The organism is Parasphingorhabdus flavimaris (genome assembly GCF_013371215.1).
GTDB classification, from domain to species: Bacteria; Pseudomonadota; Alphaproteobacteria; order Sphingomonadales; family Sphingomonadaceae; genus Parasphingorhabdus; species Parasphingorhabdus flavimaris.
Genome location: NZ_JABWMH010000003.1, coordinates 1 through 24,981 on the forward strand (window position 1 = coordinate 1; position 24,981 = coordinate 24,981).

A 24,981-nucleotide genomic window follows, 5' to 3' on the forward strand; every position below is an offset into this window, starting at 1 on the left:
GCACTCGCTTTGGGTTTTGAGGATTTGGGTCTCATCTTCGTTCCTTCGTCACTACGACGAGACCCAAATCCTCCTTAACTTACAACATCAAATTTGTGCCACAGGTGCTGACGGGGAACACACTAGGGGGGTGAGCAAAGAGTTCTGTTGATTCAATCCGAGTTCCTGCGCGTAGCTATGGTGCTAGAAACCACCTGTTTAGGACGGCGGAAATATTTCACGAACACAAATATTGATCGGTAGTTCGCGTCTTTGGAGCCCGAGCGCTACCAGTGAATGGCATTAAAGAGGGCTACGTTAATCTCGCGAGTTTGACCGTATTTGCGTCGTATTTTAAAACAGTCGCAATTGGGCCGAGTGCGGACTGACCGCTCTTGGTTTTCGAACTCGCTGCCGAGCCATCGATGGATGTTCCGGCTGGTGTCGAATGCTGTCAGCCATTCCGCGACCGCGGTCTTTCCGCCGCCGTTCGCCCCAATCAGGAACGTCGCTTTGGCCAAGTCGATCACGGTATTCGATGCGAATACCGGTGAGCGATGGATCGTCAGGCGCCGAATGAAACCGAACGCCGCCTGCTTCCCGCTGTGCTCCTACGATGTTTGATATTCGTGCAACGCCTTCCAGCTTTGCAGTTTGTCTACAGGAAAGCGGGCGCCGCTTCTATTGTCGATCAGGGCTTCGTGGTCTCCGCACATCCAGATGCCGTTGGTCGCGGATCTGATCTGCTTAGGCGTCAGCTCCCCTTGTCAGCGCGGCCCCCTTTTCGCCGCCGAATGAATATGACTTGCAAAGCCGGTGTCCTCGAACTCGTCGGCCGACTTGGCAGGCCCGACGGTGAGCTTGCCGCAGCCTGGATTGGAACAGCGATAGCCGGCTCGCGACGCAATCACGGTACGGGTCATTTTGGTAAATTCGTTTCGAGCCATTGAACGTTAGAATCTTCTTCCTTCGCCGCACATTATGGGAATGTCGTCGGGTTGCCTCCACCCGGCATGACGGGATGCCGCGGCGATCGACTCATCCCAAAGACTTGCACTTAGTCCAACCCAAGTCTGACCTTTGCGGCCGATCTCATCGTTTCGATGAATATCCAATCCTTTTCCCCGTGCTCGACCATCTGACTGATCGGCACGCCGACATAGCGATGTAGGCGTTGGTACACGGAACGCCGCTCGTCGAGTGTCGTAAGATCCTCCAAGCGCTTGCCGAAATGAACGATATTGTGGCGAAGTCCCTGCTTTGGGATACCAACCGGTCCCTGCTCGGCTGTAAGGCGCAGGAAGTCCTGTTGGATCGCAAGATAGTCGGCTTTGTCGTGGGCGATCTGGCGTCCGATCGCCTTACGCGCGTGCTGCATTTTCGTGAAGTCGTTGGGATCGGCGAGAAACTCGATTAGGGCCATCAGCTGCATGAAGCGGCTGGTCTCGCTCACGGCCTCGAGCGCCTCCGAGTAGAGTCGCAGCGCATGGGTGGCGAGTGTAGCTAGCTCCCCTGACGGCATGGGCGGGACGAAAACGTCGGTCATGTCGGTACCGATGCCCAACAGGAGATGGTGACTAGCGACCTCGCCAGCGATCAAATAGCTTTCGTGATCTTCGGGCGCGTAGAACAAGCCGCAGCTATACGGCGTGTCCGCGAGAAGTCCTACGCGGCCTGGCAGTTTCTGAGGTGTCCAGAGGTCGCATTCTGCGAAGCGAACCAAATCGAAGGTACGGTCGCACCTCTCCATCTCCGCGCGGAGCATTTCCAGATGCGCCTCATGGCTGCTTGGAAAGAGAAACGACTGCCAGTCGAGCCGAGTCTTGAAGCCAAGTAACGCGCTACCGAAGAATTCCGGAAGGTCGATGTTGGTCATGGCGCCTTTACCCCAGTGCAACTCGTCACCGGACAGTTCGAGCACGCCGTCGGTCATTTGCCTGCTGAAGGCGGCGAAGCGTCGAGCCGGCCATTCCACGACACGGAGATCGGACGCCGTCAGGGCGTCCGGGGGAAACAAGGCGACGCCGGGAGTCAACCAATCGGTGGCTTCGACCAAGACCCGCGAGATGGGAAGCAAACAGACCCGCTCGCCGGTCTCGCAACTGCTAATTAGCTCGGACAGAATAGCTTGCATGGGCATCGGCGTAGTCGGTTCGATCGCGATTGTCACCCGCGAGACTCGCTTTAAAACACAAAGTGGGGCCCATTATGTTATACCATGACAGTACTGGCGGTGCTCTTGATTTGGCTGATCGCCGTAAAGCTTTGACCGCATTGCTGTTCGGGCGGGCAAAAATGTTTGCGCGACGATCTCCATTCATACTGCTGTACAAGCCGACAGATGGTATTCGAGACGGTTCTGCACGGTTACCCACTGCCCGGCGAGTGGCAGTTGTCGGGATGGCAACCAAACAAGCTTTACGAATGAGATTAGGGTGCGATGTGGATTGACGGTCCTTGCAAAAGGTGTCCAGCGGCTCATGGGCCGGAAGCGGAATGTCAGCTCTTAGGTAGGGCCATAGCCAATTTTGACGCCACCATGTTCCTCTTGTTTTGCCCAACATTACCAGAGCGGCAGAAATTCAACTTCTGAAGTTGTTTTCCTCCACATGGATAGACAGGTTATATTGGACTGGCTAGGATCACCAGATGCAAGTCAACTCAAAACTAGCGCACCTTTCGGCCGAGCAACTGGTGGATCTTCTCGAGAAATATGGCAACCAATCGATACCGCTTAAGGATATCATCTCTGAGTTTTCAATCCAGACTACACCGAGCGCGCTTAATGCACTTTTGCCGCCGCTAATTCATGAGGAAGCACCTTGCCCCTACTGTGTGGACGTCTTCCTTCAGTCTCGCCGCCCAAATCGTTCCGGCTATACCTCTCCTATCAGGCGTTGCCCCAATTGCGGCCATCAGAACACCGATTATTGCCTATGCCTGAACTGCCGGGAATCGGCAGCTAAAAAACGCCAGTGGATCGAAGAGATCAAGCGCGACTTAATACGCGACGACTATGGAGGTCGTCATTACGATGACAATTTCAAATGCGTTACGCTTCGCGATGCGGTCTACCTCTCGGCGCTTATACGCCAATCGCTTTCAGAAGACTTGGCAGTAGTTGACCCTTACGCACCCGGCCCGCCGTTGCTTGCTCCAACCGGCGATCACATGCGGGAAATCACAATGCATCTTCAGGGGAAAGTTTTGCTCGCGGTTGACCCGGAGAGTCCAATTGATGCCTTTGTCTTCAATGAAGAGTTGACCGAGGCTCATTCCTACTACCCTGCAAAAGTCGATTGGCTGTTTCTTCCAGGCCTAGCCCCGGCCAGTAAGCGGCAGTTCATAGCCGACCTCACCGCAGCCATTGATAACAATTGGCCCGACGCATGGCAAAATGACATGCCGAGCTTGTGGCGTGAAATCATCAAGGTCGAAGCTTTCGAATACTTCTTCCACTTGCTGGACCAGCGCGGCTACCAACTCGACAAGATCGGTGAGAAGACGCATGCCGTTTTCGACTTCTTGATTGAGCGCTTTCCTCTTTCGAAAATCTATAATCTTATGTGGCAAGCGGTTCGTGACGTGACCGACTACAACGTCAAGAACGACATCCCGACTTATCGTGCCAAGAACAATTTTGTTGGGGCGATTCAACGCAAGGCCGAGAAGTATATCGCGCAAGGATGGGACTTGAAGGATTCTCGTAGGGATTTTGACTGTCCGCAGACATGGATTAGCTCAACCTTCTTCGATACCTTCATGAAAGTCGGGGAAGACGGATTTACCTCCATGCCACCTCCCGAAAGCGACTAAATCGGTACTAATTGGTGGGGCAGACAGTCTTTCGACTGGAACTCTAAGTCCACATTTGGATGCCAACTCGAAATAATGGACTAAACGCTTACCGGCAGGCTGGTTGGACATACGTGTGCGCCATCCGGCCGCAGATGTCTGTGACCGGTCGTAGTAGAGTGACTTTTAATCCCCACTTCCCTTCTCAAGGAAGCGGATAAATGATTGGTGAAGATAGCGGAGAGTTCAAGCTGAATTGCGATTCCGTCACGGAGAAGGTAATCATGGGGCAGGACAATTACGGCAATCTCAAATGCCCTCTGGTCGCTATTTTGATCTGGGACCAAGGGGCTTGGTCAGTACTGGTTATGCGAATTTCCGACCGACTAATATAAGCACTCTCCGGGATTGTCTGCAAGAAGCATTGGAGCACACTTTATGGATTGCGCGCAATGACGTTCTTGCCAAGCTCGATCGGCGAGTGACGCGTATTGTGAAGGACGGTCCAGCCTTCCGACATAGGCATCTGAATGGATGCAAGCTGGTAGCGGCGCTTGGTCTGGCTATCGTAGAGCTACAAACTGTCGAAAAGGACGTCGATCGTAGATTATGCGAAATGTTCGGTCTTGGTTCCAGTCTTGGATTCCGGCGGCCGCAAGACACGGGCTCAGAGTATATCCCATGACCTTTTGAAGAATAAGCCCCCCACCCCCAACATGATTCGGTTGGCTTATTGGGTGCATCAACAAATTGTACTCGAACCGATCCAAGGAATTAGTCCCGGGGCAGGTATGGGGGCACAGGCAGCATTGATGATAAAATACTTTTTTAAATCAAATGCCTACCGGCTCGACGTGGTTACTCTTCTGGCACCATATTTTCATTCGTTCATGACCGCGAACGATCGCCAAACAGGCCGCGGCGCGACCGTCATCTCCACAAGCTTAAATCGGCATTTGGCCCGCTACATCTCGAAATCCGGCGTGATCTGCTCGTCTTACCCGCGATAATGGATCCAGGCCGCCCAGAGCCATCCGCCGATCAGCAAGGTTCCACCAATCGGTGTTACCGCGCCGAGCCATCGCGGGGCGCCAAAGGCCATTGCGTATAATGTCAGGGCGAAAACGGCGGAGCCGACCAGAAGCAGGATCGCCGGACCCCTGGCGACGCCCATGATCGCCAGTGCGGCCACGGCATGGATCAACTGGTACAATCCGCCGGTTCGCAACCAATCCGCTTCCTGTTGTCCCGGCGCTGCATGGGCCCCGAACGCCCCCGCGGCAATGGCCAATGCTGCCGAAACAGCCGCAAATAATCCGATCAGCATATCTCTTCCTTCTCTTTTTTTTCCGACCAGTCGCCGCCCGTTTCTCACCCCGTGGCCTGACCGCGCCGGTGCGCCGGTCATTATTGCCTGAATCATCCGCAATATCAGATGTAGACCATATCGCCGGAATAGCGACATTGGAACATTGGAACATTGGAGAAGCGGAACGCCGCTCAGGTTCGGAATGGCCCGGGCCGTTCAGTGGCGGCTGGACGCCCGGCAATCTTTACCGCAAGAGGAAGCGGACAGGTGCTAGGTGTAGCTGGCAGCACATCCAGCAGGAGATAAAAGGGTGACGAACCAACGCGATACTGGAATGCGATCGGTGTTTCTCGGCTTTTCGGGATCGGGGAAATTTGCAGGCGCCGCGCTGAAAATGCTGTTTGCGATAGGGCTGCTGTCGACGCCCGCCATGCCAGTCGCTGCGGAGGATGGCGCCGAGAGGACCGCTTACCCGGCGGTCCTGCCGCTTCGCGATCGGGCGGATCTCCTCGACAACTGGCTGCAAGAGCGTCTCGACACGATTCTGCCGATGATAATGCGCGAACAGGGCGTTGACATGTGGGTTCTGGTCGCGCGCGAGAATTTCGAGGAGCCGGTGGTTGCATCGATGCTCGATGCCAAAAGCTTCTCGGCCCGGCGCCGCACGATATTGGTGTTTTTCGATCCCGGCGAGGGCCAGCCGGTCGAACGGCTCACGGTCAGCCGCTATGGTCTGGGTGACATGTTCGAGGCGGCCTGGACGCCGGAAACGCAGCCGGACCAATGGCTCCGGCTCGCTGAAATCATCGCCGATCGCAATCCGCAAAAGATTGCGATCAATTCATCGAAACTGACCGCTTATGCCGACGGCATGACGCTGAGCGCCCATGAAGAGATGATGGCGGCGTTACCCGCCGCGCTCCGGTCGCGGGTCGTCCGTGATGAAGTTCTGGCGATACGCTGGCTCGAAACGCGAACGCCATCGGAAATGGCGCGTTACCCGGAGATCGTGGCGCTGGCCCACGCGATTATCGGCGAAGGGCTCTCCGGCAAGGTGATCAGGCCGGGGATTACCACGACCGACGACGTGGCCTGGTGGTTTCGCGAGAGGATCGCGGAGCTGGGGGTTGAAGCCTGGTTCCATCCATCGGTAGCCATCAGCCGCCAGGGGGTGAAGGAACAACTGGACGGAGATACGGTGATCGAACAAGGCGATATGCTCTGGACGGATTTCGGGATTACATATCTGCGGTTGAACACCGATACCCAGCAGAACGCCTATGTCCTGCGCGACGGCGAGACGCAGGCGCCGAAAGGCCTGCGCGATGGTCTTGCGGCCAGCAACCGGGTGCAGGATGCACTTACCTCGTCATTCACGGCGGGCGACAGCGGCAACGATATTCTCGTCCGGGCCCGTGACAAGGCGATCGCCCAAGGGCTCGAACCCAGTATTTATTCGCACCCGATCGGCTATCATGGCCATGGGGCAGGCGCCGCCATCGGTTTCTGGGATGACCAGAACCCCGGTCCGCGCGGAGAATATAGCCTATATCCCAACACGGCGTGGTCAATCGAACTCAGCGCCACGATGGAGGTGCCCGAATGGGGCCGGCAAAAAATCTCCTTCAAGACCGAAGAGGATGCGTTTTTCGATGGCCAGACGGTGCAATATATCGACGGGCGGCAAAAAGAATTTTATCTGATCGGAGGAACGCCCGAGGCCAGTGAACAGCGGTGATCGGAGTCAGTAGAAGCCGAGATGGCAGCCACTATTCGTTTCTCTACAAACCCCCGTGCGAATGCTGGTCGCCAATATTTCAGAGACCGGGCCGCTCGCCCATTGTTTCGCCGAGACGCACCAATCTCTCCGGAGCCCAGTCGGCTGAAAAAGCGATGCTGTGCTGGGGGAACAGCATGACTATCGTAGAGCCGAGCAGGAACCGCCCCATCTCCTCGCCCTTTTCGAGCGTGATATTCTCGTCGGCATAGGTCCACCGTGTAATCTTGGTCGCGGGCTTTGGTTTGACCACGCCGTGCCAGACCGTCGCCATGCTGCCGACGATGGTGGCGCCGACCAGGACCATCGCGAACGTGCCGTGCTCGGGTGATTCAAACATGCAGATCACCCGCTCGTTTCGCGCGAAAAGATTGGGCACGCCGCGCGCAGTGGCGGGGTTGACCGAAAACAGCGAGCCCGGCACGTAGATCATATCTGTCAGCCTCCCGTCACAAGGCATATGCAGGCGATGATAATCCCTGGGCGACAGATACAGGTTGGCAAAGCTGCCGTTCCGAAATTTTCCCGCCAGTACTGCATCGCCGCCGAGCAGCTCGGTGGTTGTAAAGAAATGGCCCTTGGCCTGAAGAATGCGATTGTCATCAACAGCCCCGAGCTGGCTGATCGCGCCATCCACCGGGCAGGCAAAATCTGCTGTCGTTATCGGTCGCGCGCCGGCTTTGAGCGGACGGGTGAAGAAGGCGTTGAAGCTGCTATAGCTGGAGATGTCCGGATTCCGGGCTTCGCTCATATCCACCGCATATTTGCCGACGAACCAGCCTATCAGCCGCGTTGTCAGCCTGCCCCGTTCCGCGGCGGCAATGCGGCCGGCAAAGGTGGTAAGGCCCCGCTTTGGCAGTATATATTGTGACGCGACTCTCAAGCGTTCGAACAAATTTTTTCTCGCATCAGTTGATCGGGCAACTCTCAAACCGCAAGTCCTGCCAGAACGTCCCTTTGGAATGTTGCGGATGCAAGATGAGCTCGAGCGATGTTTCAGAGCCTTGTGGCACCACAGATATTCACTGCTTCGCAAATGTCAATTGCCGCGGGCCCGCTTCGCGCTCCCGGCTTCGGTCGGCAGGGAAGATATCCACCCATGGCGGAAAAGATCGGTCCCCGACAATTGTGCAGACTGACCGATACTCGATGGGAAGTGGAATAGCGAATTTCCGGCCTACAGCGCGCCCCCGCGCATGTTGAGCCCTTAGCCAAAGCCCGATGCCACCGTTAACCATCCTCGTAGTTCCCATGGCGACGCAAGGAGTTTTAATGCGCGTACTGACTTGCCTGTATCACGAACATAATCTCTGGATCGTAGCCTTGTCCGCCCTGATGTGCCTGGTGGGCTGTCTGGCATCGATGAAATTGTTCCAGCGCACCTTCTTCGAAAGCGGGACAGTACGGTTCCAGTGGTGTTTTCTGTCTGCCTTTACCGCGGGTTCGGCGATATGGGCAACGCACTTCATTGCCATGCTCGGCTACCGCCCGGGCGTTCCCGTGACCCTTGGCGGCACTTTGACGGTGTTATCGGCACTGATCGCGGTCGGTGGAATCGCGCTGGGCCTGATGGTCGCCTGGACACGTAACCGGTTCATTTCCGTATTTACCGGTGGCGGGATCATCGGTCTGTCGATAGCCGCCATGCATTATGTCGGCATGTTCGCTTATCGCGCCGATGGTATCGTGAGATGGCTGCCGGAATATGTCATTGCTTCTCTGATCCTGACTGTTGGTTTTTCTGCGCTCACCATCGACCGGTTGAGAAAAACGGGCGACGGCAAGAATATTCTTCTGCCTGCCGGATCATTCGCTGCGGCAATTGTCGTTCTGCATTTTACCGGCATGGCGGCTTTCACTGTGACCCCGCTGCCGGGCGTTCAGGCCGGTGCCGACAGCGATGCCTTTCTGGCGTTGGCGGCGGCGGTCGCAATGGTTGCCCTGTTCATCATCGGCGCCGGCCTTTCAACCCATCTGCTCGAACGGCGGACAAAATCGAAATCGGACGAGCGGCTTCGGCATATAGCGCTCCACGATGCGTTGACCGAAGTTGCCAATCGCCGGGCCTTTACGGAGGCCTTGCGGATCGAATGCGGCAAGCTGGATAAATTTGGCCGCCCCTTTGCCTTGCTGATGATCGATCTGGATAGTTTCAAGCCGATCAATGATACACTCGGCCACCCGGCTGGCGATATCGTTCTCCAGAAAGTCGCCTGGCGCTTGCGTCATGCTGTCCGCCGCGGAGATATGGTGGCGCGAATTGGCGGAGACGAGTTTGCTGTAATCGCTTACGGGCTCAATTCGGAAGACGAAGCGGCTGCTTTGGCAGCGCGCATTGTCGAAATTCTCGGGCGACCATATATCATGCAAGGGCAAGTCGCGGAAATTGGCGCCAGCGTTGGAGTCAGCCTCGCGCCGGATCACGGGTGTGACCCCGGAACACTGGTCCAATATACCGACATTGCGCTCTATACGGCAAAGCGGGCCGACGAGCGGGGATATCGGCTGTTCGAGCTAACCATGCAGGAGGCCACGCAACGCCGCCGGTTGCTTGAGGTTGATCTTCGACGCGCCTGTATGCGCGAAGATTTCCAGATCGCCTATCAGCCCGTGATAGATTCTGCCACTGGTGCCTTTACCGGGGCGGAAGCGTTGCTGCGATGGACCTGCCCGAAGCGGGGTAATGTCCAGCCATCCGAGTTTATTCCGGTCGCCGAAGAGCTCGGCCTGATTTCGCGCATTGGCGCCATGGTTCTAAAGAAGGCCTGCATTGATGCCGCTTCGTGGCCCGGGCATCTTGATCTGGCCGTCAATATTTCCCCCGTGCAATTGCTCGATCCGCGGTTGCCGCAGACCGTTTTCCAGGCACTGGAGGATTCGGGTTTCCCCGCCGCACGGCTGGAACTGGAAATCACCGAAACCGCGCTTCTCGGAAATGACGAAATTGTGATGCGCACACTCACCGAATTGAGAGACTTCGGGATCCGGATATCGCTGGATGATTTCGGAACAGGATATTCGTCGCTCAGCTATCTGCACCGTTTTCCGATCAACCGGATCAAGATCGACAAGTCCTTTGTGCAGCAACTGCCCGCTGACGCCGGCAGCGCTTCGATCGTCCGGGCTATTGCCCAGCTCGGCCAGAGCCTGCAGATGAAGATAACGGCAGAAGGTATCGAAACCGACGAACAGATGGCGTTTATTGCCGAGCACGGATGCGACGACGTACAGGGTTTTCTGATCAGCCGGCCGATTGATGCGGACAAGATTATCGGTCTGTTCCAACGCGAGACAAGCAAGGCGGCAGCATGAACGCATATACATCCGACAAGCAATTCTCGCGGTTGCTTTACACCAGCGCGCTCGACATCGAATGTTGCGGCGAGAAACCGGCGGAAACCGTCCGCAGAATTGCAGAAGGCGCCGCCGAGCAGAACCGATTGTCTGACCTCACCGGCAGCCTTCTGTTCGTGAACGGGGTTTTCATCCAGATTCTGGAAGGACCGCAGGATGAAGTGGAAAAGGCGTTCGAAAGAATTTGCTGTGATTTTCGACATGTCGACGTGCGGCTGATCGATCTGATCAATGTCTCGGAGCGGTTGTTTGAAGGCTGGAATATGGCTTTTCTCAGCGATGATGAGATGTCGTCACTAGCGCTTGGCGACGAATTGCAGGAAATCCAGTTTCTGGCCGGAGTAAACGCCAGTCAGGCCACGCTTCAAATGCGCAGCCTTCTCGACAATCATTCCGCCGCTAGCAAAGCCTGAAATTTCTCCGCCAACCGGCTGGCCACGGATTCAATATTGCAGACCCGGTCGTGATCGGCTTCCACAGCCGGATTCAGCCTTCGCTTCTTCCGATATTTGCTCTCATATGGCAGCGGAGTCTTTGCCGTTGGATGATTGTCGATATTCGTAGCATATTTCTGCTCGAAACCTTCGGACCCGGGTGATCTTTCAGCTCAATGGGCCTGACCGGCAGAGGGCGGAGCCGTAGCGGCCAGCATCTCCCCGACCTCTTTTACCAAAAGCGCCGATTGAATGGGCTTGGCGAGATGCTGGGATCCGGAAAATGCTGCCGGACGGTCTTCGGCGCTGCGTCCCGAGACCGAAAGATAGGGCGTCCCCATTTGCGATAGCAGCTTTGCGACCGGTTCGGACGTTTCCTTGCCGAGATTGATATCCAGCACGGCAGCGTCGCACAGCTCGTTTTCGAGTTGCTCGAGCGCCCCGCCGACGGTGGTTACCGGACCCAGAATATCGAACCCCGCATCTTTCAGGACTTCCGATATCTCGAGGCCGATCAGGATTTCGTCCTCCACCACCAATATGCGGCGCGTGGTCTCGGTACGCGGTTTCCGCAACTGGATGACCGCGTTTGAGTCCCGGCCGGCCGCCGCCGAACCGCTGAGCAATTTGGCGGCCCGGCAGGATATCCGGCAAACAAGGCCGGCTGGCTCCCATTCCAGATCAACCTCGCCCTCGAGGCTGGCTGCGAGCAGCCGGTCGATCACCGTGGAGCCAAAGCCGTTGCGCGTCGGCTTTTCGACGACGGGACCGCCGCGCTCGGTCCAGTGCATCGAGAAGTCGGGTTCTGCTTCGCCGCTTTGCTCGATTTTCCAGTCAATCTCGATGATGCCGTCATCATTGGACAATGCGCCATATTTCGCTGCGTTGGTGGCGAGTTCGTGCACCGCCATGCCGATTGCCTGGGCCGCCGGTGCCGTGATTTTCAGGGGCGGGCCCATCAGCTTGATCCTCGATCCCAATGTGTCCCGGAAATGGGCAAGCTGGGATTGCACCAGTTCCTGGAGGGGAATGTCCTGCCAGCCGCTGTTGAGCAGAACGTCGTGGCTGGCCGAGAGCGCGAGAATGCGCTCCTCAAAGCGCTGGACGAAGGTCATGGCGTCATTTGCGGCGGTCTGCCGGGCAATCACCTGCACCAGGGTCAACATGTTCTTGGCCCGATGGTTCACCTCTCCCATCAGCAGGCGTTCGCGTTCCTCCGCGCGCTTTCGCTCGCTGATATCATGCGCGATCTTCGAAGCTCCAACGACATTGCCGGCGGCATCGTAAATCGGCGAGACATTGACCGCCACATCCACCCGTCGCCCGTCACGGGCGACGCGGACGGTCTCGTAATTGCTGATCTTCTCGCCACGGTTCATGCGCGCGAGAATGTCATCTTCCTCTTCCTGTCGCTCGGGCGGAATGAGCAGGCGGATCGATTTGCCGATCATTTCCTCGGCAGGATAGCCGAAGATTTTTTCGGCGCCGTCGTTCCAGCTGGTGATGATGCTGTTCAGGGTCTTGGAGATGATCGCCTCGTTCGAAGAGGCAACTATCGCGGCGAGATGGGCCTGCGCCCGTTCCGCCCGCCTGGCGTCGGTTATATCGGTGATCGAGGCATAGAAAAGATTCTCGACTCCCGGAAAAAACTGCAGTTGGACCGCGACATCATAATGCGAGCCATCCTTCCGCTCGTGCACCGCTTCAAACAGCAGGCTGGGGACATCGCCGTTGCGCAGCGGTGTTACAAATTCGATAAATTCGTCTTTGCTATAATGGGGCTTCAGGTCCCAGGGCGTCAAATGGCGAAGCTCTTCCATCGAATAGCCGAGATTTTCCCGGGCGCCGCGATTGACCAGCTCGAAATAATAGCTGTCGGCGCCGAAGACATAAACTTCACTGACGGAATCTTCGACGATTCGTCCGAGCCGTTCGTTGAGCGAGGACGTGGCCAGTCGCTCCAGTTCGGCCGCTGCGCGACCGGAGAATAATTCGACTATTTCAGTTGCCTGCTCCGGGTATGCAATGGTCTTGTCGTCGAGGACTGCCAGCAAACCCAGTATCTCGCCGGACGACGTGCGCAGCGGCGTGCCGATGTAGCTTTTCGCGCCCATTTCGTTCAGCATGTGGTCCTGCGGGAACAGGTCGACGATATTGTCCGGAAAACAACAGGCGCCCTGTTCGACAATATTGGCGCATGGCGTATGTTCCAGCTGATATTCGAAATTCTCTCCCGGGCCGTTGTCCCAGACCGCGACCGTGCACGCTTTGCTCGGGTCAGTCGGGTGGAGCGTCGACAGGAATACAGACCGGACAGAAAGAGCTTCTGCCAGCGCCTCCACCATGACCGGGAAAAAGGCTTCCCCTACAACTTTGGAACAAGAAGCCAGCTTGGCTTGTACCGAAGCGAAAGACTGTATTTCGCCATCTGGCGATCGAGTAGTTTGCACCATCTTTAGGTCTCCCAGAGCTCAATCTGTAAATCCTTCGCGGGCTTCCTGCAATAGGATGTTTTGACCGCCATTCACCGGATCGCCATGCGAAATCCGGCGCGAGCCTTGCCGCGGTCGCGACATCCGCATCGGTTGGATATGGTGTCAGCAACCTTTCTGGCGCCGGTGCGTAATCTGCAGACCTATTGGAGGATATTAAAATGTTACGTTACGCCATCATCTTTCTTGTAATCGCGGTCATCGCCGCCGTTCTCGGCTTCGGTGGTATTGCCGGCGCAGCTGCGGGAATTGCAGAGATTATATTCTACATTTTCCTGGTGCTTTTCGTGATTGGAATTGTCGCGCATCTGTTCCGTCGAGCCTGAACCGCAACGGGATCGCGGGCGGCTGGTGCGTTTCTGCGCCCGACGCCCGCTGATCCTCAATATCGTCTGTCACTGCCGCCGACCTTGGTCGCGCTGACAAGACAATAGCGCAAGATCGAGCGACGGTAAGCCCATTTGAGGAACCGGCTGGTCACGGCATATTTGCACCGGACCGGCCATGTCAGTTTCCGGTCGCTGCCAGCGGAAAAGGCGGGCATGACATATTCGCTGATATCGAGGATGATGATTTCCCCGTAGCCGGCCTGCACCAGCTGGTCCCGGTATATCTCCTCGTTCACGATATTGGTTTCGGCAATATGGGCCCGCTTGAGCATCCAGCACAGAAGCCGGTGGCGAAAACCTTTCGTCCGGTGCCGCGCATCGAGCATGAAGTCGGTCAGAACCAGTCGGCCGGCGGGTGCCAGATGCTGCTCGGCCAGCCCCCAGAATGCCAGCCGGTCAGGAAAATGATAGGTGCAATCGAGCGCCAGCACATGGCTGGGTTTGGTCCCGTCCAGTGCGGCTTTCCAAATGGCGGGATCGTTGACATCACCCCGCCGGATCGCGGCGGAAGTATCTGCTTGACCCTTGCCTGCCAGCAGGGTCCTGGCGTGAGCGGTCTGGCTTCGCGACAGGTTCACGCCGGATATTTGCGATACGCCAAAATGCTCCAGCCAAAGCAACAGCTGGTCGCCGCAACCAAATCCGGCGTCGAAAACGATTGAATGGTGATCCAGTGCGGCCTGTTCTCCGAGCAAGGTCGCCAGTGCGCGGCAGGCATCCGAATAATCGCTCGCATTCTTCCAGTAGCCGAGGTTGCCCCAGGACTGACCGGCGCGATTGAGCGCCAGTTCTGCCAGATCATGGAACTCGGACACAGGATCAGTCCGCAGCGGTGATGCTGCCGCTCCAGGGAATGGTCGCACCCAATTGTCTCGCCACCGTGACCGAAGAGTCGACCGCAGCCTCGAGAAGCGGGATTTTCTCCGCCATATAGGAACCGCATAGCCACAGCCGGTTGCCGGCCCGCGTTTGCTGCTCGCGCAAAGCGAGGACCGCCTTACGGCTGTCTCGCGTTACCGTCGGGCGGGTAAAATCGACTCGCGCCAATTCCCGATTGGGAGCGATTCTGCGCATCGGATTCCACGTCTGAAAGACGGTTTCCTGACCGGAGAGGCGGGGGATTGCCTTGGTCAGATTGACCGAAACTTCGGCCCTGCTGCTGCCTTGCGGGACGTGATAGCTGACCGGAGAAAGGCCGTCTGCCGGGGCGGGCAGAATATCCGGATCGGTGTGGACGCTCATCGTCGACTTTTCGAAAGGAATGCGGTTGAGCAATGCCCGCCGGTCGTCAAATCCTGAGAGCATCGCCGCTGCCTGATGAGCTTGGGCTGCCACCACCACCTGATCGAAACACTGATCTTCTCCGGCCCCGGTGACCAGTCGAAGCTGCGCTTTGGCCGGTTCGATCGACGCAACCGGGCTGTTCGTCCGCAATTCCACGTCGGTCAGCATGCGCGGGACGATGTCATCGACCCCCTTGGCTGCGCTCATGATGCCGATTTCGTGAACGCCGCATGTCAGATATTCGAGCATCAGGTCGGCGGGATAATCGCGCACCGCCTGATAGTCGCAGGTGCAGGTTACCGACATCATCGGCAACAGCACGTGATCGACGAACAATCGTCCCGCACCGGACTGGTCGAGATATTCGCCAAAGCTCAATTGAGCGAGATCCGTGCGGGCAATGTCCCGTCTTGCCCGGGCGAAAAACCGCCGGCTCTGCAGGCCGATGGTCCAGGCCACCGGGCTTGTCCAGCTGCGGCCTTTGGGACGGGGAAAGCGGCCTGGGCCCCAGTCGCTATTGCCATAATGGAGGATGATACGGCCGGCTTCGTCGGAAAAGACACCGGCATGGTCGCTGGTCAGTATCTCGACGCCGATATGCTGGTAGAGCGCAAGCAGATTGTCATAATAGCCGTGGCAGAATATCCGGAGCGGGATGTCGATCCGGCGGGTGATGCCGTTGCTGACATAATCGACGCTATGCGCGCCCATGCCGGCCCGCGCCTGACTTTCGAAAACCGTGACCCGATATTTGTCCTTGAGCAGATAGGCCGCGCTAAGTCCGGCAATACCAGTGCCGATGACGGCGAGCCTGGGTTTGTTCCGGTGATCGCGGTCTGCTACCATCAGGCGTAATAAGCCACGCTCTGCATAGCGGTTGCCATCAGTTCACGGCGGCTGTTCCAGATGCTCATATATTGGCTGCTCGCTCCGTGATCGGCATGGTGGGTGTGCGAATCGATAAGCCACCAGCCATCTTCGGTGGTCAGCTCTTCGGCGATGATATTGATTTGCCAGTTCATCGAGCTGACCATCGCGTTCTTGTCGAGCAATCCCATCACCGAAGGGGGCAGGCTGTCGCACATGCACAGGATTTCGGCCACGGGATCGAGGCCGTCGCGCTGTTTCAGGCGCATCCAGCTGGTCAGGCGATTGGTCTTCTTGCTCGTGTCGATCCGCTTGCCGACATATTCCATGTTCGAGGTGAAAAATTGCGGCGGCCCGCTGTGCAGGTCTTCGCCATCGGGTAGCTCGGGAAAGTCTGGCGCGATAATATCGGATGTCCTGACTTCCGTCGGACGGGGCGCGGCAAATATGAAGTTGCAATGAAGCCCCAGACCCTTGTCCCCGAATATCTCGGACTGGACGAAAGCGGTATTCTTGCCGCGACGCAGCATCGCGGTTTCCGCAGTGAGTGCCCCGAACAGCGGTCCGGTGAACGCAACCTGTGCCGACCGCAGAGGAGGAAGTCCCTCTTCGATATGGCTGGCTGCGTGATAGGCAAGCGCGCCGGACAGTCCACCAAAGGCGGTTCGGCCCTGCGTCCAGCTTTGCGGTAGAGTGACGGGATGGTCCGGTCCGCCGGGTCCGCATTGGTCGAGCAGTTGGGCGAGGGCGACAGGTTGTGGTTGTTTATCGGTCATGACTTCTCGCATATCGGGCTAATCGGCTGAAATCCACTGGTAAGTTTGCCGTCATCGTTTACAAAAGCGCGGATTTGATTTATGCCTTTGTCGAGTTTTCAATCTCTTGATGGAAGATATCGTGATGAGCTATACTAACACGCTGACCCGCGCCGACCTGGCCGAAACGATGAACCGGCTGGTAGGCTTGTCGCGTGCCGACAGCGCTGTCATGGTTGAATCAATCCTTGATCACATGATTGATGCGCTTGTCGATGGCGAAAATGTCAAGATTTCCGGTTTCGGAACCTTCGTATTGCGCGACAAGGGAGAGCGGACCGGGCGCAATCCCAAGACCGGTATCGAAGTTCCGATCGCGCCGCGCCGGGTGCTGACCTTCCGCGCCAGCCAAACGATGCGTGACAGGATCATCGCCGCCGGTTAATCGGCTGAGCGAACCCGGGGGGATTAGAATATGACCAAGGAACAAGGGGCTTTCCGGACCATCGGAGAGCTGTCGAAAGAGCTGAGCATCAAGCCCCATATCCTGCGCTACTGGGAAGACCAGTTCGCGATGCTGACACCGCTCAAGCGCGCTGGTGCGCGGCGCCATTACCGGCCCGAAGATGTCATCATGGTCAAGACGATCAACCGCCTGCTCAATGAAGAAGGCTATACGATCAAGGGCGCGCGCAAATTTCTGGCGTCGAGGCGCAAGGGACCCGAGATGGTCGAAGATGCGCCGCAAGCCGCTGCCGCCTCGCTGCCGTTGATGACTGGCGATGCGCCGGATAATGGCGTGATTCTTGCTGAACTCAAAGCGATCCGCGATCGGCTTTCGCACGCGCTGGACGCCGCCTAGCTCTCAAACAGGTCCGAGCCGCCGAATTCAATCGTAATTCGGGCCGAGCTCCGGATCGAGGTCGCGCGGCCGCGTAAAGCGATCCAGTGTGGCGCATTTCTCTGTAATATCGGCCCAGTTATCGATGGCGAGGGTCATCTCGGCCAGCGTGGCGGTCGGATATTTTGTTTCCACCTCGTCCCGCGCCGGTGAGGTTCCGTCATCCGGAACAAGATCGAAGATCAGGTCTTCCAGGCCCGGATTATGGCCAACCATCAGCACATGCTCGGCATCGGGCCGGGCGCCGCGCAAAACATCCAGCAAGGTGGCAGAGGAAGCGAGGTAGATTTTGCGATCCCAGGTCGGTTCCATCGCGAGGTTGCTGGCGTCTTCCACATTTTCCAGAGTTTCGATCACCCGCACCGCCGGCGAGGCCAGAATCTGGTCGAAGGTCAGTCGGTTGCGCTTGATGAAGCTGCCCATGACGGCTGCCGCGCGCTTGCCCTTTTTGTTGAGAGGCCGGTCAAAGTCGCGCTCGACCGGGTCATCCCAGCCGGATTTGGCGTGGCGCAAGAGTGTAAGTTTTTTCATTGCGGATCGTCATGCATCAAACTTGTTTCAGTTGAAAGACCGGATTCCTTCATTTCGGACGTTGCCTTGCTTATCTCTGCCAGCGCCTGTGCCAGAGGCATCCGTTCGATCGGTGTGCCTTCCGGAAAGGCCGAGAACAGACGCGACGGGAAAGACGAAGAAAGGATGACGAAATGGCCATGGTCGTCGGCGCGGCGGATGATCCGGCCAAAGGCCTGCGCCAGGCGTGCGCGGATGATCCGGTCGTCATAGGCGCTGCCGCCGCCGGCCAGTTTGCGGGCACGGTGCAGGATATTGGGGCGCGGCCACGGCACCGATTCCATCACCACCAGACGCAGGCTCTGGCCCGGGACATCGACTCCGTCGCGCAGGGCATCGGTGCCCAGCAGGCTGGCCTTGGGATCGTCACGGAAAATATCGACCAGGGTGCCGGTGTCGATCGGGTCGACATGCTGGGCGTAGATCGGCAGACCGCTTTGCGCCATCCGGTCGGCGATCCGGGCATATACCGTGCGCAGGCGCCGGATCGCGGTGAACAGGCCAAGCGTCCCGCCCGCCGAGGCTTCAATCAATTGCGCGTAGGCACCGGCCAGTCCGGCCATGTCGCCGCGCTTCACATCGGTCACGATGATGACTTTCGCCTGATTGGGATAGTCAAACGGGCTGGCGACTTCAAATTCCTGCGGCGGGTGCGGAAGATGGACGGCACCGCTGCGCGCCCGGGCGGTATCCCAGCCACCGCCGCCTTTCAGCGTCGCCGAAGTGATCATCACGCCATGGGCTGGCTTGGTGACGACTTCGGTGACCGGAATGGTCGGGTCGAGCCAGTGACGGCAGATGCCGATGTCATATTCGCGGCCCTCGAACCGGTCGATCATCAGCCAGTCGACGAAATCGGGATCGGCTGGCCCGCCGATGCGGGACAGGAGCGAAAGCCAGCCCGACAGGGTATCGCGGCGCCAGCCGAGGCTCGAGAGAGCGCCTTCCATCCGCGCGCGGGCCGGGGCGTCCATCCAGTCCGGGCCTTCCTCGATCAGATGTTCGATCCGCTGGCCGAGACGGACCAGAGGCTTTAGCAAGCCATCCATTGCCTCGGCGGCATTGGCGACGGCATCGATCATCGGCCCTTCGACATGGGTCAGTTCGGTTTCGAGTCCGTAACCGGCATCGGCGCTCTGGCTTTCGTCGCGGGCGAAGACCATCGCGCGGACTTCCTGAAGAAGCGCCTCAATCGGGCCGAAGGGCTCGCCTTCCCCGATCCGCTGGAGCCAGCCGTCACCGGGCAGGGCTTCGGCGGCATGGCGCGCGCTTTCGATCGCGCGGCCACCTTCCTCGTCATAGGATGCGAGATCGGCGAGCCGCGCGGCAAGCCCGCGGCGGCGTCCGCGATTCTTCGTTTCCGGACCGATCACCCAGCGACGGATTTCTATCGCTTCCTGTCCGGAAAGCCGCGCCGCAAACATCGAATCGGCGGCGTCGAACAGATGGTGGCCTTCGTCAAAAATCAATCTGGTCGGGCGGTTTTGCTGTTCGCGCCCGCGGGCAGCATTGACCATGACCAGCGCGTGGTTGGCGATGACGATATCGGCCTGCTGGCTGGCATGTGCCGCCTTCTCGATGAAACATTTGCGATAATGCGGGCAACCGGCATAGACACATTCTCCGCGCCGGTCAGTCAGCGCGGTGGCGCCGTTGCGACGGAATAATGTGGTCAGCCATCCTGGCAGATCGCCGCCAACCATGTCGCCGTCCTTGCTATAGGCAGCCCAGCGCGCGACCAGATGGGCCAGGATCGCTGCACGACCGGTAAAGCCACCCTGCAACGCGTCTTCGAGATTGAGCAGGCAGAGATAATTTTCCCGTCCCTTGCGGACGACAACTTTCCTGCGGAATGTCTCTTCATCCGGGTAGATTCGGCGGGTTTCCCGGTCGAGCTGGCGCTGCAGCGCCTTGGTAAAGGTCGAGATCCACACCGTACCGCCTGCTTGCTGCGACCAAAGGGAAGCGGGCGCGAGATAGCCGAGTGTTTTGCCGATACCCGTCCCCGCTTCGGCCAGCAGCATATTGGGAGAGCCCTTGATCTTGCGCGGGTTGAAAATCTGGCTGACAGCAGCAGCGTAGCTTTTCTGGCCCTCGCGCTCTTCCGATCCTTCGCCGGTCAGGGAGTCAAGCGTGGCCAGCGCCTCGTTCCGGTCTATCGTGACCGTTCGCGGCGCAGGGCGCGGTGCCTCTTCTTCCCATTCGGGCAGTTTGGAAAAAAGCCAGCGTTCGGCCTCGACCGGTTTTTCCAGTTTGCGCCCGACTTCCTGTGCCCAGGGCCAGCGCAGCCGATAGAGCGCCTGCGCGCTGCTCCACGCGCCTTCGCGCTCTTTCCAGAAAGGTGCTTCCAGTCCTTCCAGCAAAAGGCTCGCCGCCTGCCGGCAAAGCGCCGCAATATCGGCCTCTTGCGCCGGCGGAGCCAGACCGAGCGCCTTGGCGAGGCCGGCAGGAGTTGGTACGACGAACTGGGCCGGATGGATGAAGGCGAACAGCTCCAGCAGGTCGAGCCCGGACAGGTCGGGATAGCCGAGCCTTTGCCCCAACAGGGGAGCGTTGAGCAGGATATGCGGCGTTTCCGCTACCCGGCCAATCGCCTCGCCCTTGCCGATTGCGCGGGTTTCGCCATCGGATGAGCAAATCCAGATGCCGCTGTGGCTGGCATGAAGCGCGGGATAGGGAAGTGGTGTTACCATTCAGCCGACGACCGGTACACCGGCGATCCACGGGTGAACGAACATCAAAATGGCATAAAGTGTCGCCGCAATCACCACGCTCAGCAATTCACGACTTACGCTCGCGATCCTGGCCGGTTTCACCCAGATGCCTTCATTGCGCGAAACAGTGATGATCGAGACCAGCGCCCACAGGCCGAGTCCGCCGAACAATATCAGCGACTTGTTGTCGCCATTGGCAAGCAGATGGCCTCCGGCCCAGATCAGAACGCCGGTCAGCATCGGATGCCGTATCCATTGCCGGATGCGCGAGGCGCCCTGCGCCGCACCGATCAGCAGGATAGCGATGAACATCAGCGTCATATTGGCGTGGCGGCCCCAGGCAGGCGGGTCATAGACAAATTCCGCGGTCGTCGAGCGCCAGCCGAAAATCATCAAGGCCAGCGAAACCAGCAGGATCAGCGCGACCAGACCCTTGTGCGGCCCTTCACCAATCGCGCCCTGAATCGATGCGCGCAGGCCCGGTGTCACCGACTTCATCAGATGTACTAGGCTCCATAGCAGCACACCGGCAATAAGCATTTCCATGTTCATTCTCCCGCTTTTGTTGCGTTCTACCTTGCCATATAGGCTAAGGCTACTATTTGCGCAGCATTGACTGAGAAGGACAAATTGTGACCGATTATCGTGAAGCAGCAGAGAATTCCAAAGCGTGGCCGTTCGAGGAAGCCCGCAAGCTGCTCAAACGCTATCGCGGCGAGCGCGGCGCACCGGCACCGAAACCGGGTGGTGAACCAATGCTGTTCGAGACCGGCTATGGTCCCTCGGGCCTGCCGCATATCGGCACGTTCAACGAGGTCCTGCGCACGACGATGGTGCGGCACGCCTATGAAACGCTGACCGGCAATCCGACAAGGCTGATCGCGTTCAGCGATGACATGGACGGCTTTCGCAAGGTGCCGACCAATGTTCCCAATCAGGATATGCTCGCCGAACATCTCCACAAGCCGCTCACGCAGGTGCCGGACCCGTTCGAAAAGTTCGAGAGCTTTGCCGCGCACAACAATGCGATGCTGCGCGATTTTCTCGACCAGTTCGGTTTCGACTATGAATTCATGTCCTCGACCGAGCAATATCGCAGCGGCGCCTTTGACGAGACGCTGAAGCTGGTCCTCGCCCGCAACCAGCAGATACTGGACATCATGCTGCCGACTCTCGGCAAGGAGCGGCAGGCGACTTACTCGCCGATATTGCCGATCAGTCCGAAAACCGGCCACGTGTTGCAGGTGCCTGTCGAGATCGTTGATGCCGAAGCGGGGACTGTCCGCTTTGAAGACGATGGCGAGATGATCGAGCATAATATCCTCTCCGGCGGCGCCAAGCTGCAGTGGAAGGTCGACTGGGCGATGCGCTGGACCGCGCTTGGCGTCGATTATGAAATGTATGGCAAGGACCTGACCGACAGCGGTGTGCAGTCGGGCAAGATTGCCAAGGTGCTGGGCGCGCGCAAGCCGGAAGGCCTGATCTACGAGATGTTCCTCGACGAGAAGGGCGAGAAGATTTCCAAGTCCAAGGGCAATGGCCTCAGCCTCGACGAATGGCTGCGCTATGGCTCGGAGAACAGCCTCGCTTTCTATATCTTCCGCGAGCCCAAATCGGCCAAGCAACTGCATCTGGGCGTCATTCCCAAGGCGGTCGACGAATATTTCCAGTCGCGCGCGCTGTGGCATGAGCAGACACCGGAAAAGCGGCTCGGCAACGCCGTCCATCATGTCCACAATGGCGATGTGCCGACGGACACGATCCCGGTCACCTTTGGCTTGCTGCTCAATCTGGTCGGTGTGATGGGCGACGCGGATCGCGAACAGATCTGGGGCTATTTGCGCCAATATGCGCCGGACGCAACGCCGGAACGCTATCCCGATCTCGACGAGCTGATCGGCAATGCCATGGCCTATCACAAGGATTTCATCGCCCCGACCTTGCAGCGGCGCAAACCGGAAGGCGTCGAAGTGGCGGCGCTTGAACGGCTGGATCGCGAACTTGCCGCGCTGCCCGAACATGCGGCGGCCGAGGATGTCCAGACGATTGTCTATACGATCGGCAAGGAAGGCGGCTTCGACAACCTGCGCGACTGGTTCAAGGCGCTTTACGAGACTCTGCTTGGCTCTTCGCAGGGACCGCGCATGGGTAGCTTCATCGCGCTTTATGGCATATCAAACACCCGGAAACTGATTGCGGAGGCTTTTTCATGAGTGGATATCATCTTGCACAGATCAATATTGCCCGGTTCAAACGGCCCAAGGATGATCCGGCCAATGCCGATTTCATGGACGCGCTGGATCCTGTCAATGCAGCGGCGGAAGCGGCCCCGGGTTTTCTCTGGCGGCTGACCGGCGAAGGCAATGATGCGGTCGATATTGACGCGGTTCCCGGCGACCCCAATCTGGTTGTCAACATGTCGGTCTGGACCGATGTCGATTCGCTCGGCGCCTATGTCTATCGCAATGACCAGCATCTGGTGATCATGCGCCGCCGCAAGGAGTGGATGGAGCATATCGATGTCTATCAGGCGCTCTGGTGGGTGCCCGTCGGGCACGTGCCGAGCGTAGCGGAAGGGCTGGCAGCGGTTGATTATCTTGCCCTCCACGGACCGACGGACAAGGCCTTTACCTTTCGTCACACCTACCCGGCACCGGATGGCACGCCCGCTGTTCCCGTGCTGGACGAATGCGCCTGATGATCGACATTTTTACCACCGGCGGAACGATCGACAAGATCTATTTCGATGCCTTGTCCGAATATCATATCGGTCCGACACCACTGCCCGACATATTGGCCGAGAATAATGTCTATGTGCAGCATCGGGTGACCCAGTTGATGCGCAAGGACAGTCTCGAACTGACCGATGACGATCGCCTTGAAATTCGTGCGGCGATCATTGCCAGCGATGCCGACAAGATTCTTGTGACCCATGGTACCGATACAATGGTCCAGACCGGACGTGTTCTGGCGGATATTCCGGGCAAGACCATCGTGATCACAGGAGCGATGCAACCCGCGACCTTGCGGATCAGCGATGCCGAATTCAATGTCGGCTTTGCGCTGGCCGCCACGCAGACTTTGGCACCGGGCGTCTATATCGCGATGAACGGCGAGATATTCGATCCGGCGAAGGTCCACAAGGACAGGTCGGCGCACCGGTTCATCCGCGACCAGTAGCGCCGCTCTGGTCGCAATCAGGGCGGGGGTCCAGTCGGTCTAGGCTGCAACCGGCCTTGTCACCGTCCGCAAGACCTCGCCATAGCTGTTGGCGATCGTCATCCGCGGGCCATAGCCCTTGGCGATCAGCGCCGTATGCGCCTCGGGCAGATTGTAGCAGGGCACGCCCATGAACAGATGATGCTCGCTGTGATAATTGACCCAATAGGGCGCCAGCGTCATCCGCATCAGCATATTGGCCTTGGTCGTGCGGGCGTGGCTGAACGGGTCATCGCCGCCGGTGGTGGTGCAGGCATGTTCGGCGATATTGCGGATGCGCAGGATCAGCTGGAATGTGGTCGCCAGCGCGGCCAGCCAGATCAGGAACGGGATGATGCCGAGCGTCGCCAGGCTGACCAGCAGCACCGTCAGCTGGATCAGCAGGAAGCGACCGACCGTTCTGGTGGTCCGCTTGGCGCCATCCAGATCGACCACGGGAGCCGCCACGCCAGCAGCGCCGTTGCGGTTCATCGGGGTTCCCGCCGATGTGTCGCGCTTGGCCGACGGGCTTGTGTCACTTGCGCCCGATAGCATGGCCTTTAGTCCGATCCACGCCACTGCAAACTGGTTGCCGCGCTGTTTCAGGAATGTCTGTCCGGTCAGGTCGCGGATGACCTTGCGTTTCATGCTCGCCGGCGTCGTCGGGAAAGCCGCCGACAGGCCGAGGTCGGGGTCTTCGGCTTGCTGGGTGAAGCGGTGATGGGTCAGATGATAGGCGCGATAGCTGTGCAGATCGCTGCCGGTCGCCGAGCCGGTGATCCACTGGCCGACGAAATTGTTGATCTTGCGCTTGGGGTGAAGCAGGCCGTGGGCACCTTCGTGCATCAGGATCGACAGGCCGAGCTGCCGCCCGCCGACCAGCACCAGCGCCAGCGGTGTCGCCAACAGCCCGGCGAGCCAGTGCCACTGCCATAGCAGCGCTGTGCCGCCAATGACCAAAGCCACCATCAGCCACGCGTGCAGCGCCAGCCACAGGCCGCGCCAGCGCGACACGCGGGTCATCGCCGTCCACTCCTCGCGGGCGAAAATCTCGTTCGGTTTTGCGGCCTTTACTGCGGGCATGGCGGTTCTCTCCTGGTCACCCGATATACCGGTTTTCTGAAGATTTTACAAATTTGCCGCCTGACGCTACGACATGCTTG

At 58.4% G+C, this 24,981-nt stretch carries 22 protein-coding genes; 10 read left to right on the forward strand and 12 right to left on the reverse strand.

Annotated features, from left to right (window positions below; genetic code table 11):
* Positions 1 to 746: 746 nt before the first annotated feature.
* Complete coding sequence (locus HUO14_RS08910) at positions 747 to 926, reverse strand: hypothetical protein (RefSeq protein WP_176279566.1); 180 nt, start codon at positions 924 to 926, stop codon at positions 747 to 749.
* A gap of 110 nt (positions 927 to 1,036) precedes the next feature.
* Positions 1,037 to 2,149 carry a hypothetical protein gene (locus HUO14_RS08915; protein WP_176279567.1) on the reverse strand — a complete coding sequence of 371 codons (1,113 nt, stop codon included), beginning with the start codon at positions 2,147 to 2,149 and terminating at the stop codon, positions 1,037 to 1,039.
* 479 nt (positions 2,150 to 2,628) lie between these two features.
* Here HUO14_RS08915 and HUO14_RS08920 point away from each other — a divergent pair, with 479 nt between their 5' ends.
* Entirely contained in the window at positions 2,629 to 3,795 is a 1,167-nt protein-coding gene (locus HUO14_RS08920; RefSeq protein ID WP_176279568.1) for a hypothetical protein, read from the forward strand.
* A gap of 976 nt (positions 3,796 to 4,771) precedes the next feature.
* Here the strand turns inward: HUO14_RS08920 and HUO14_RS08925 are convergent.
* Positions 4,772 to 5,098, reverse strand: a complete 327-nt coding sequence (locus HUO14_RS08925; RefSeq protein WP_176280151.1) for a DUF423 domain-containing protein — start codon at positions 5,096 to 5,098, stop codon at positions 4,772 to 4,774.
* Positions 5,099 to 5,393: 295 nt separating this feature from the next.
* Here HUO14_RS08925 and HUO14_RS08930 point away from each other — a divergent pair, with 295 nt between their 5' ends.
* On the forward strand, positions 5,394 to 6,821 hold the full coding sequence (locus tag HUO14_RS08930; protein WP_343046081.1) for a M24 family metallopeptidase: 1,428 nt from the start codon (positions 5,394 to 5,396) through the stop codon (positions 6,819 to 6,821).
* A gap of 79 nt (positions 6,822 to 6,900) precedes the next feature.
* Here the strand turns inward: HUO14_RS08930 and asd are convergent, their stop codons facing one another.
* On the reverse strand, positions 6,901 to 7,755 hold the full coding sequence (asd, locus tag HUO14_RS08935) for an archaetidylserine decarboxylase (RefSeq protein ID WP_176279569.1): 855 nt from the start codon (positions 7,753 to 7,755) through the stop codon (positions 6,901 to 6,903).
* A gap of 377 nt (positions 7,756 to 8,132) precedes the next feature.
* On the opposite strand from asd, the gene HUO14_RS08940 reads away from it, so the two are divergent.
* Together HUO14_RS08940 and HUO14_RS08945 are read left to right on the forward strand one after the other, a co-directional pair.
* Positions 8,133 to 10,172: a putative bifunctional diguanylate cyclase/phosphodiesterase gene (locus HUO14_RS08940; RefSeq protein WP_176279570.1), complete on the forward strand. Its 2,040-nt coding sequence runs from the start codon at positions 8,133 to 8,135 to the stop codon at positions 10,170 to 10,172.
* On the forward strand, positions 10,169 to 10,627 hold the full coding sequence (locus HUO14_RS08945; protein ID WP_176279571.1) for a BLUF domain-containing protein: 459 nt from the start codon (positions 10,169 to 10,171) through the stop codon (positions 10,625 to 10,627). Before HUO14_RS08940 ends, HUO14_RS08945 begins: the two co-directional genes overlap by 4 nt.
* Positions 10,628 to 10,821: 194 nt before the next feature.
* Here HUO14_RS08945 and HUO14_RS08950 read toward each other — a convergent pair whose 3' ends face one another.
* A complete protein-coding gene (locus HUO14_RS08950) occupies positions 10,822 to 13,101 on the reverse strand; it encodes a PAS domain S-box protein (RefSeq protein ID WP_176279572.1) in 2,280 nt (759 codons plus the stop codon).
* A gap of 200 nt (positions 13,102 to 13,301) precedes the next feature.
* On the opposite strand from HUO14_RS08950, the gene HUO14_RS08955 reads away from it, so the two are divergent.
* Positions 13,302 to 13,466 carry a DUF1328 domain-containing protein gene (locus HUO14_RS08955; protein WP_176279573.1) on the forward strand — a complete coding sequence of 55 codons (165 nt, stop codon included), beginning with the start codon at positions 13,302 to 13,304 and terminating at the stop codon, positions 13,464 to 13,466.
* Positions 13,467 to 13,522: 56 nt separating this feature from the next.
* Here HUO14_RS08955 and HUO14_RS08960 read toward each other — a convergent pair whose 3' ends face one another.
* Genes HUO14_RS08960 through HUO14_RS08970 form a run of 3 tightly spaced genes read right to left on the reverse strand, consistent with a single transcriptional unit; the run spans position 13,523 to position 16,456 of the window.
* Positions 13,523 to 14,344, reverse strand: coding sequence for a methyltransferase domain-containing protein (locus HUO14_RS08960; RefSeq protein WP_176279574.1), 822 nt, complete (start codon positions 14,342 to 14,344; stop codon positions 13,523 to 13,525).
* Between the two features lie 4 nt (positions 14,345 to 14,348).
* Positions 14,349 to 15,659, reverse strand: coding sequence for an FAD-dependent oxidoreductase (locus HUO14_RS08965; protein ID WP_176279575.1), 1,311 nt, complete (start codon positions 15,657 to 15,659; stop codon positions 14,349 to 14,351).
* Positions 15,659 to 16,456: a thioesterase family protein gene (locus HUO14_RS08970; protein ID WP_176279576.1), complete on the reverse strand. Its 798-nt coding sequence runs from the start codon at positions 16,454 to 16,456 to the stop codon at positions 15,659 to 15,661. The genes HUO14_RS08965 and HUO14_RS08970 overlap by 1 nt, the downstream gene beginning before the upstream one ends.
* A 124-nt stretch (positions 16,457 to 16,580) precedes the next feature.
* On the opposite strand from HUO14_RS08970, the gene HUO14_RS08975 reads away from it, so the two are divergent.
* Both HUO14_RS08975 and HUO14_RS08980 read left to right on the forward strand, forming a co-directional pair.
* The gene (locus HUO14_RS08975; protein ID WP_176279577.1) at positions 16,581 to 16,880 is read left to right on the forward strand and encodes an integration host factor subunit alpha; all 300 of its coding nucleotides are present in this window, start codon (positions 16,581 to 16,583) and stop codon (positions 16,878 to 16,880) included.
* Positions 16,881 to 16,910: 30 nt separating this feature from the next.
* Positions 16,911 to 17,297, forward strand: coding sequence for a MerR family transcriptional regulator (locus HUO14_RS08980; protein ID WP_176279578.1), 387 nt, complete (start codon positions 16,911 to 16,913; stop codon positions 17,295 to 17,297).
* A gap of 27 nt (positions 17,298 to 17,324) precedes the next feature.
* Here the strand turns inward: HUO14_RS08980 and HUO14_RS08985 are convergent, their stop codons facing one another.
* The 3 genes from HUO14_RS08985 to HUO14_RS08995 are packed head-to-tail and all read right to left on the reverse strand — an operon-like array spanning position 17,325 to position 21,166.
* Positions 17,325 to 17,867 (reverse strand): SixA phosphatase family protein, encoded by a 543-nt coding sequence (locus tag HUO14_RS08985; RefSeq protein ID WP_176279579.1) that lies wholly within the window; start codon positions 17,865 to 17,867, stop codon positions 17,325 to 17,327.
* Entirely contained in the window at positions 17,864 to 20,599 is a 2,736-nt protein-coding gene (locus HUO14_RS08990) for an ATP-dependent DNA helicase (RefSeq protein WP_176279580.1), read from the reverse strand. Before HUO14_RS08990 ends, HUO14_RS08985 begins: the two co-directional genes overlap by 4 nt.
* Positions 20,600 to 21,166 carry an NnrU family protein gene (locus HUO14_RS08995; protein ID WP_176279581.1) on the reverse strand — a complete coding sequence of 189 codons (567 nt, stop codon included), beginning with the start codon at positions 21,164 to 21,166 and terminating at the stop codon, positions 20,600 to 20,602.
* An 86-nt stretch (positions 21,167 to 21,252) separates the two neighbouring features.
* Between HUO14_RS08995 and HUO14_RS09000 the strand changes: the two genes are divergently transcribed.
* The 3 genes from HUO14_RS09000 to HUO14_RS09010 are packed head-to-tail and all read left to right on the forward strand — an operon-like array spanning position 21,253 to position 23,800.
* On the forward strand, positions 21,253 to 22,833 hold the full coding sequence (locus HUO14_RS09000; protein WP_425500484.1) for a lysine--tRNA ligase: 1,581 nt from the start codon (positions 21,253 to 21,255) through the stop codon (positions 22,831 to 22,833).
* A complete protein-coding gene (locus tag HUO14_RS09005) occupies positions 22,830 to 23,318 on the forward strand; it encodes a DUF3291 domain-containing protein (RefSeq protein ID WP_176279582.1) in 489 nt (162 codons plus the stop codon). The genes HUO14_RS09000 and HUO14_RS09005 overlap by 4 nt, the downstream gene beginning before the upstream one ends.
* Entirely contained in the window at positions 23,318 to 23,800 is a 483-nt protein-coding gene (locus HUO14_RS09010; RefSeq protein WP_176279583.1) for an asparaginase domain-containing protein, read from the forward strand. The genes HUO14_RS09005 and HUO14_RS09010 overlap by 1 nt, the downstream gene beginning before the upstream one ends.
* A gap of 39 nt (positions 23,801 to 23,839) precedes the next feature.
* On the opposite strand, the gene HUO14_RS09015 is transcribed toward HUO14_RS09010, so the two are convergent.
* Complete coding sequence (locus HUO14_RS09015) at positions 23,840 to 24,901, reverse strand: fatty acid desaturase family protein (RefSeq protein ID WP_176279584.1); 1,062 nt, start codon at positions 24,899 to 24,901, stop codon at positions 23,840 to 23,842.
* Between the last annotated feature and the right edge of the window lie 80 nt (positions 24,902 to 24,981).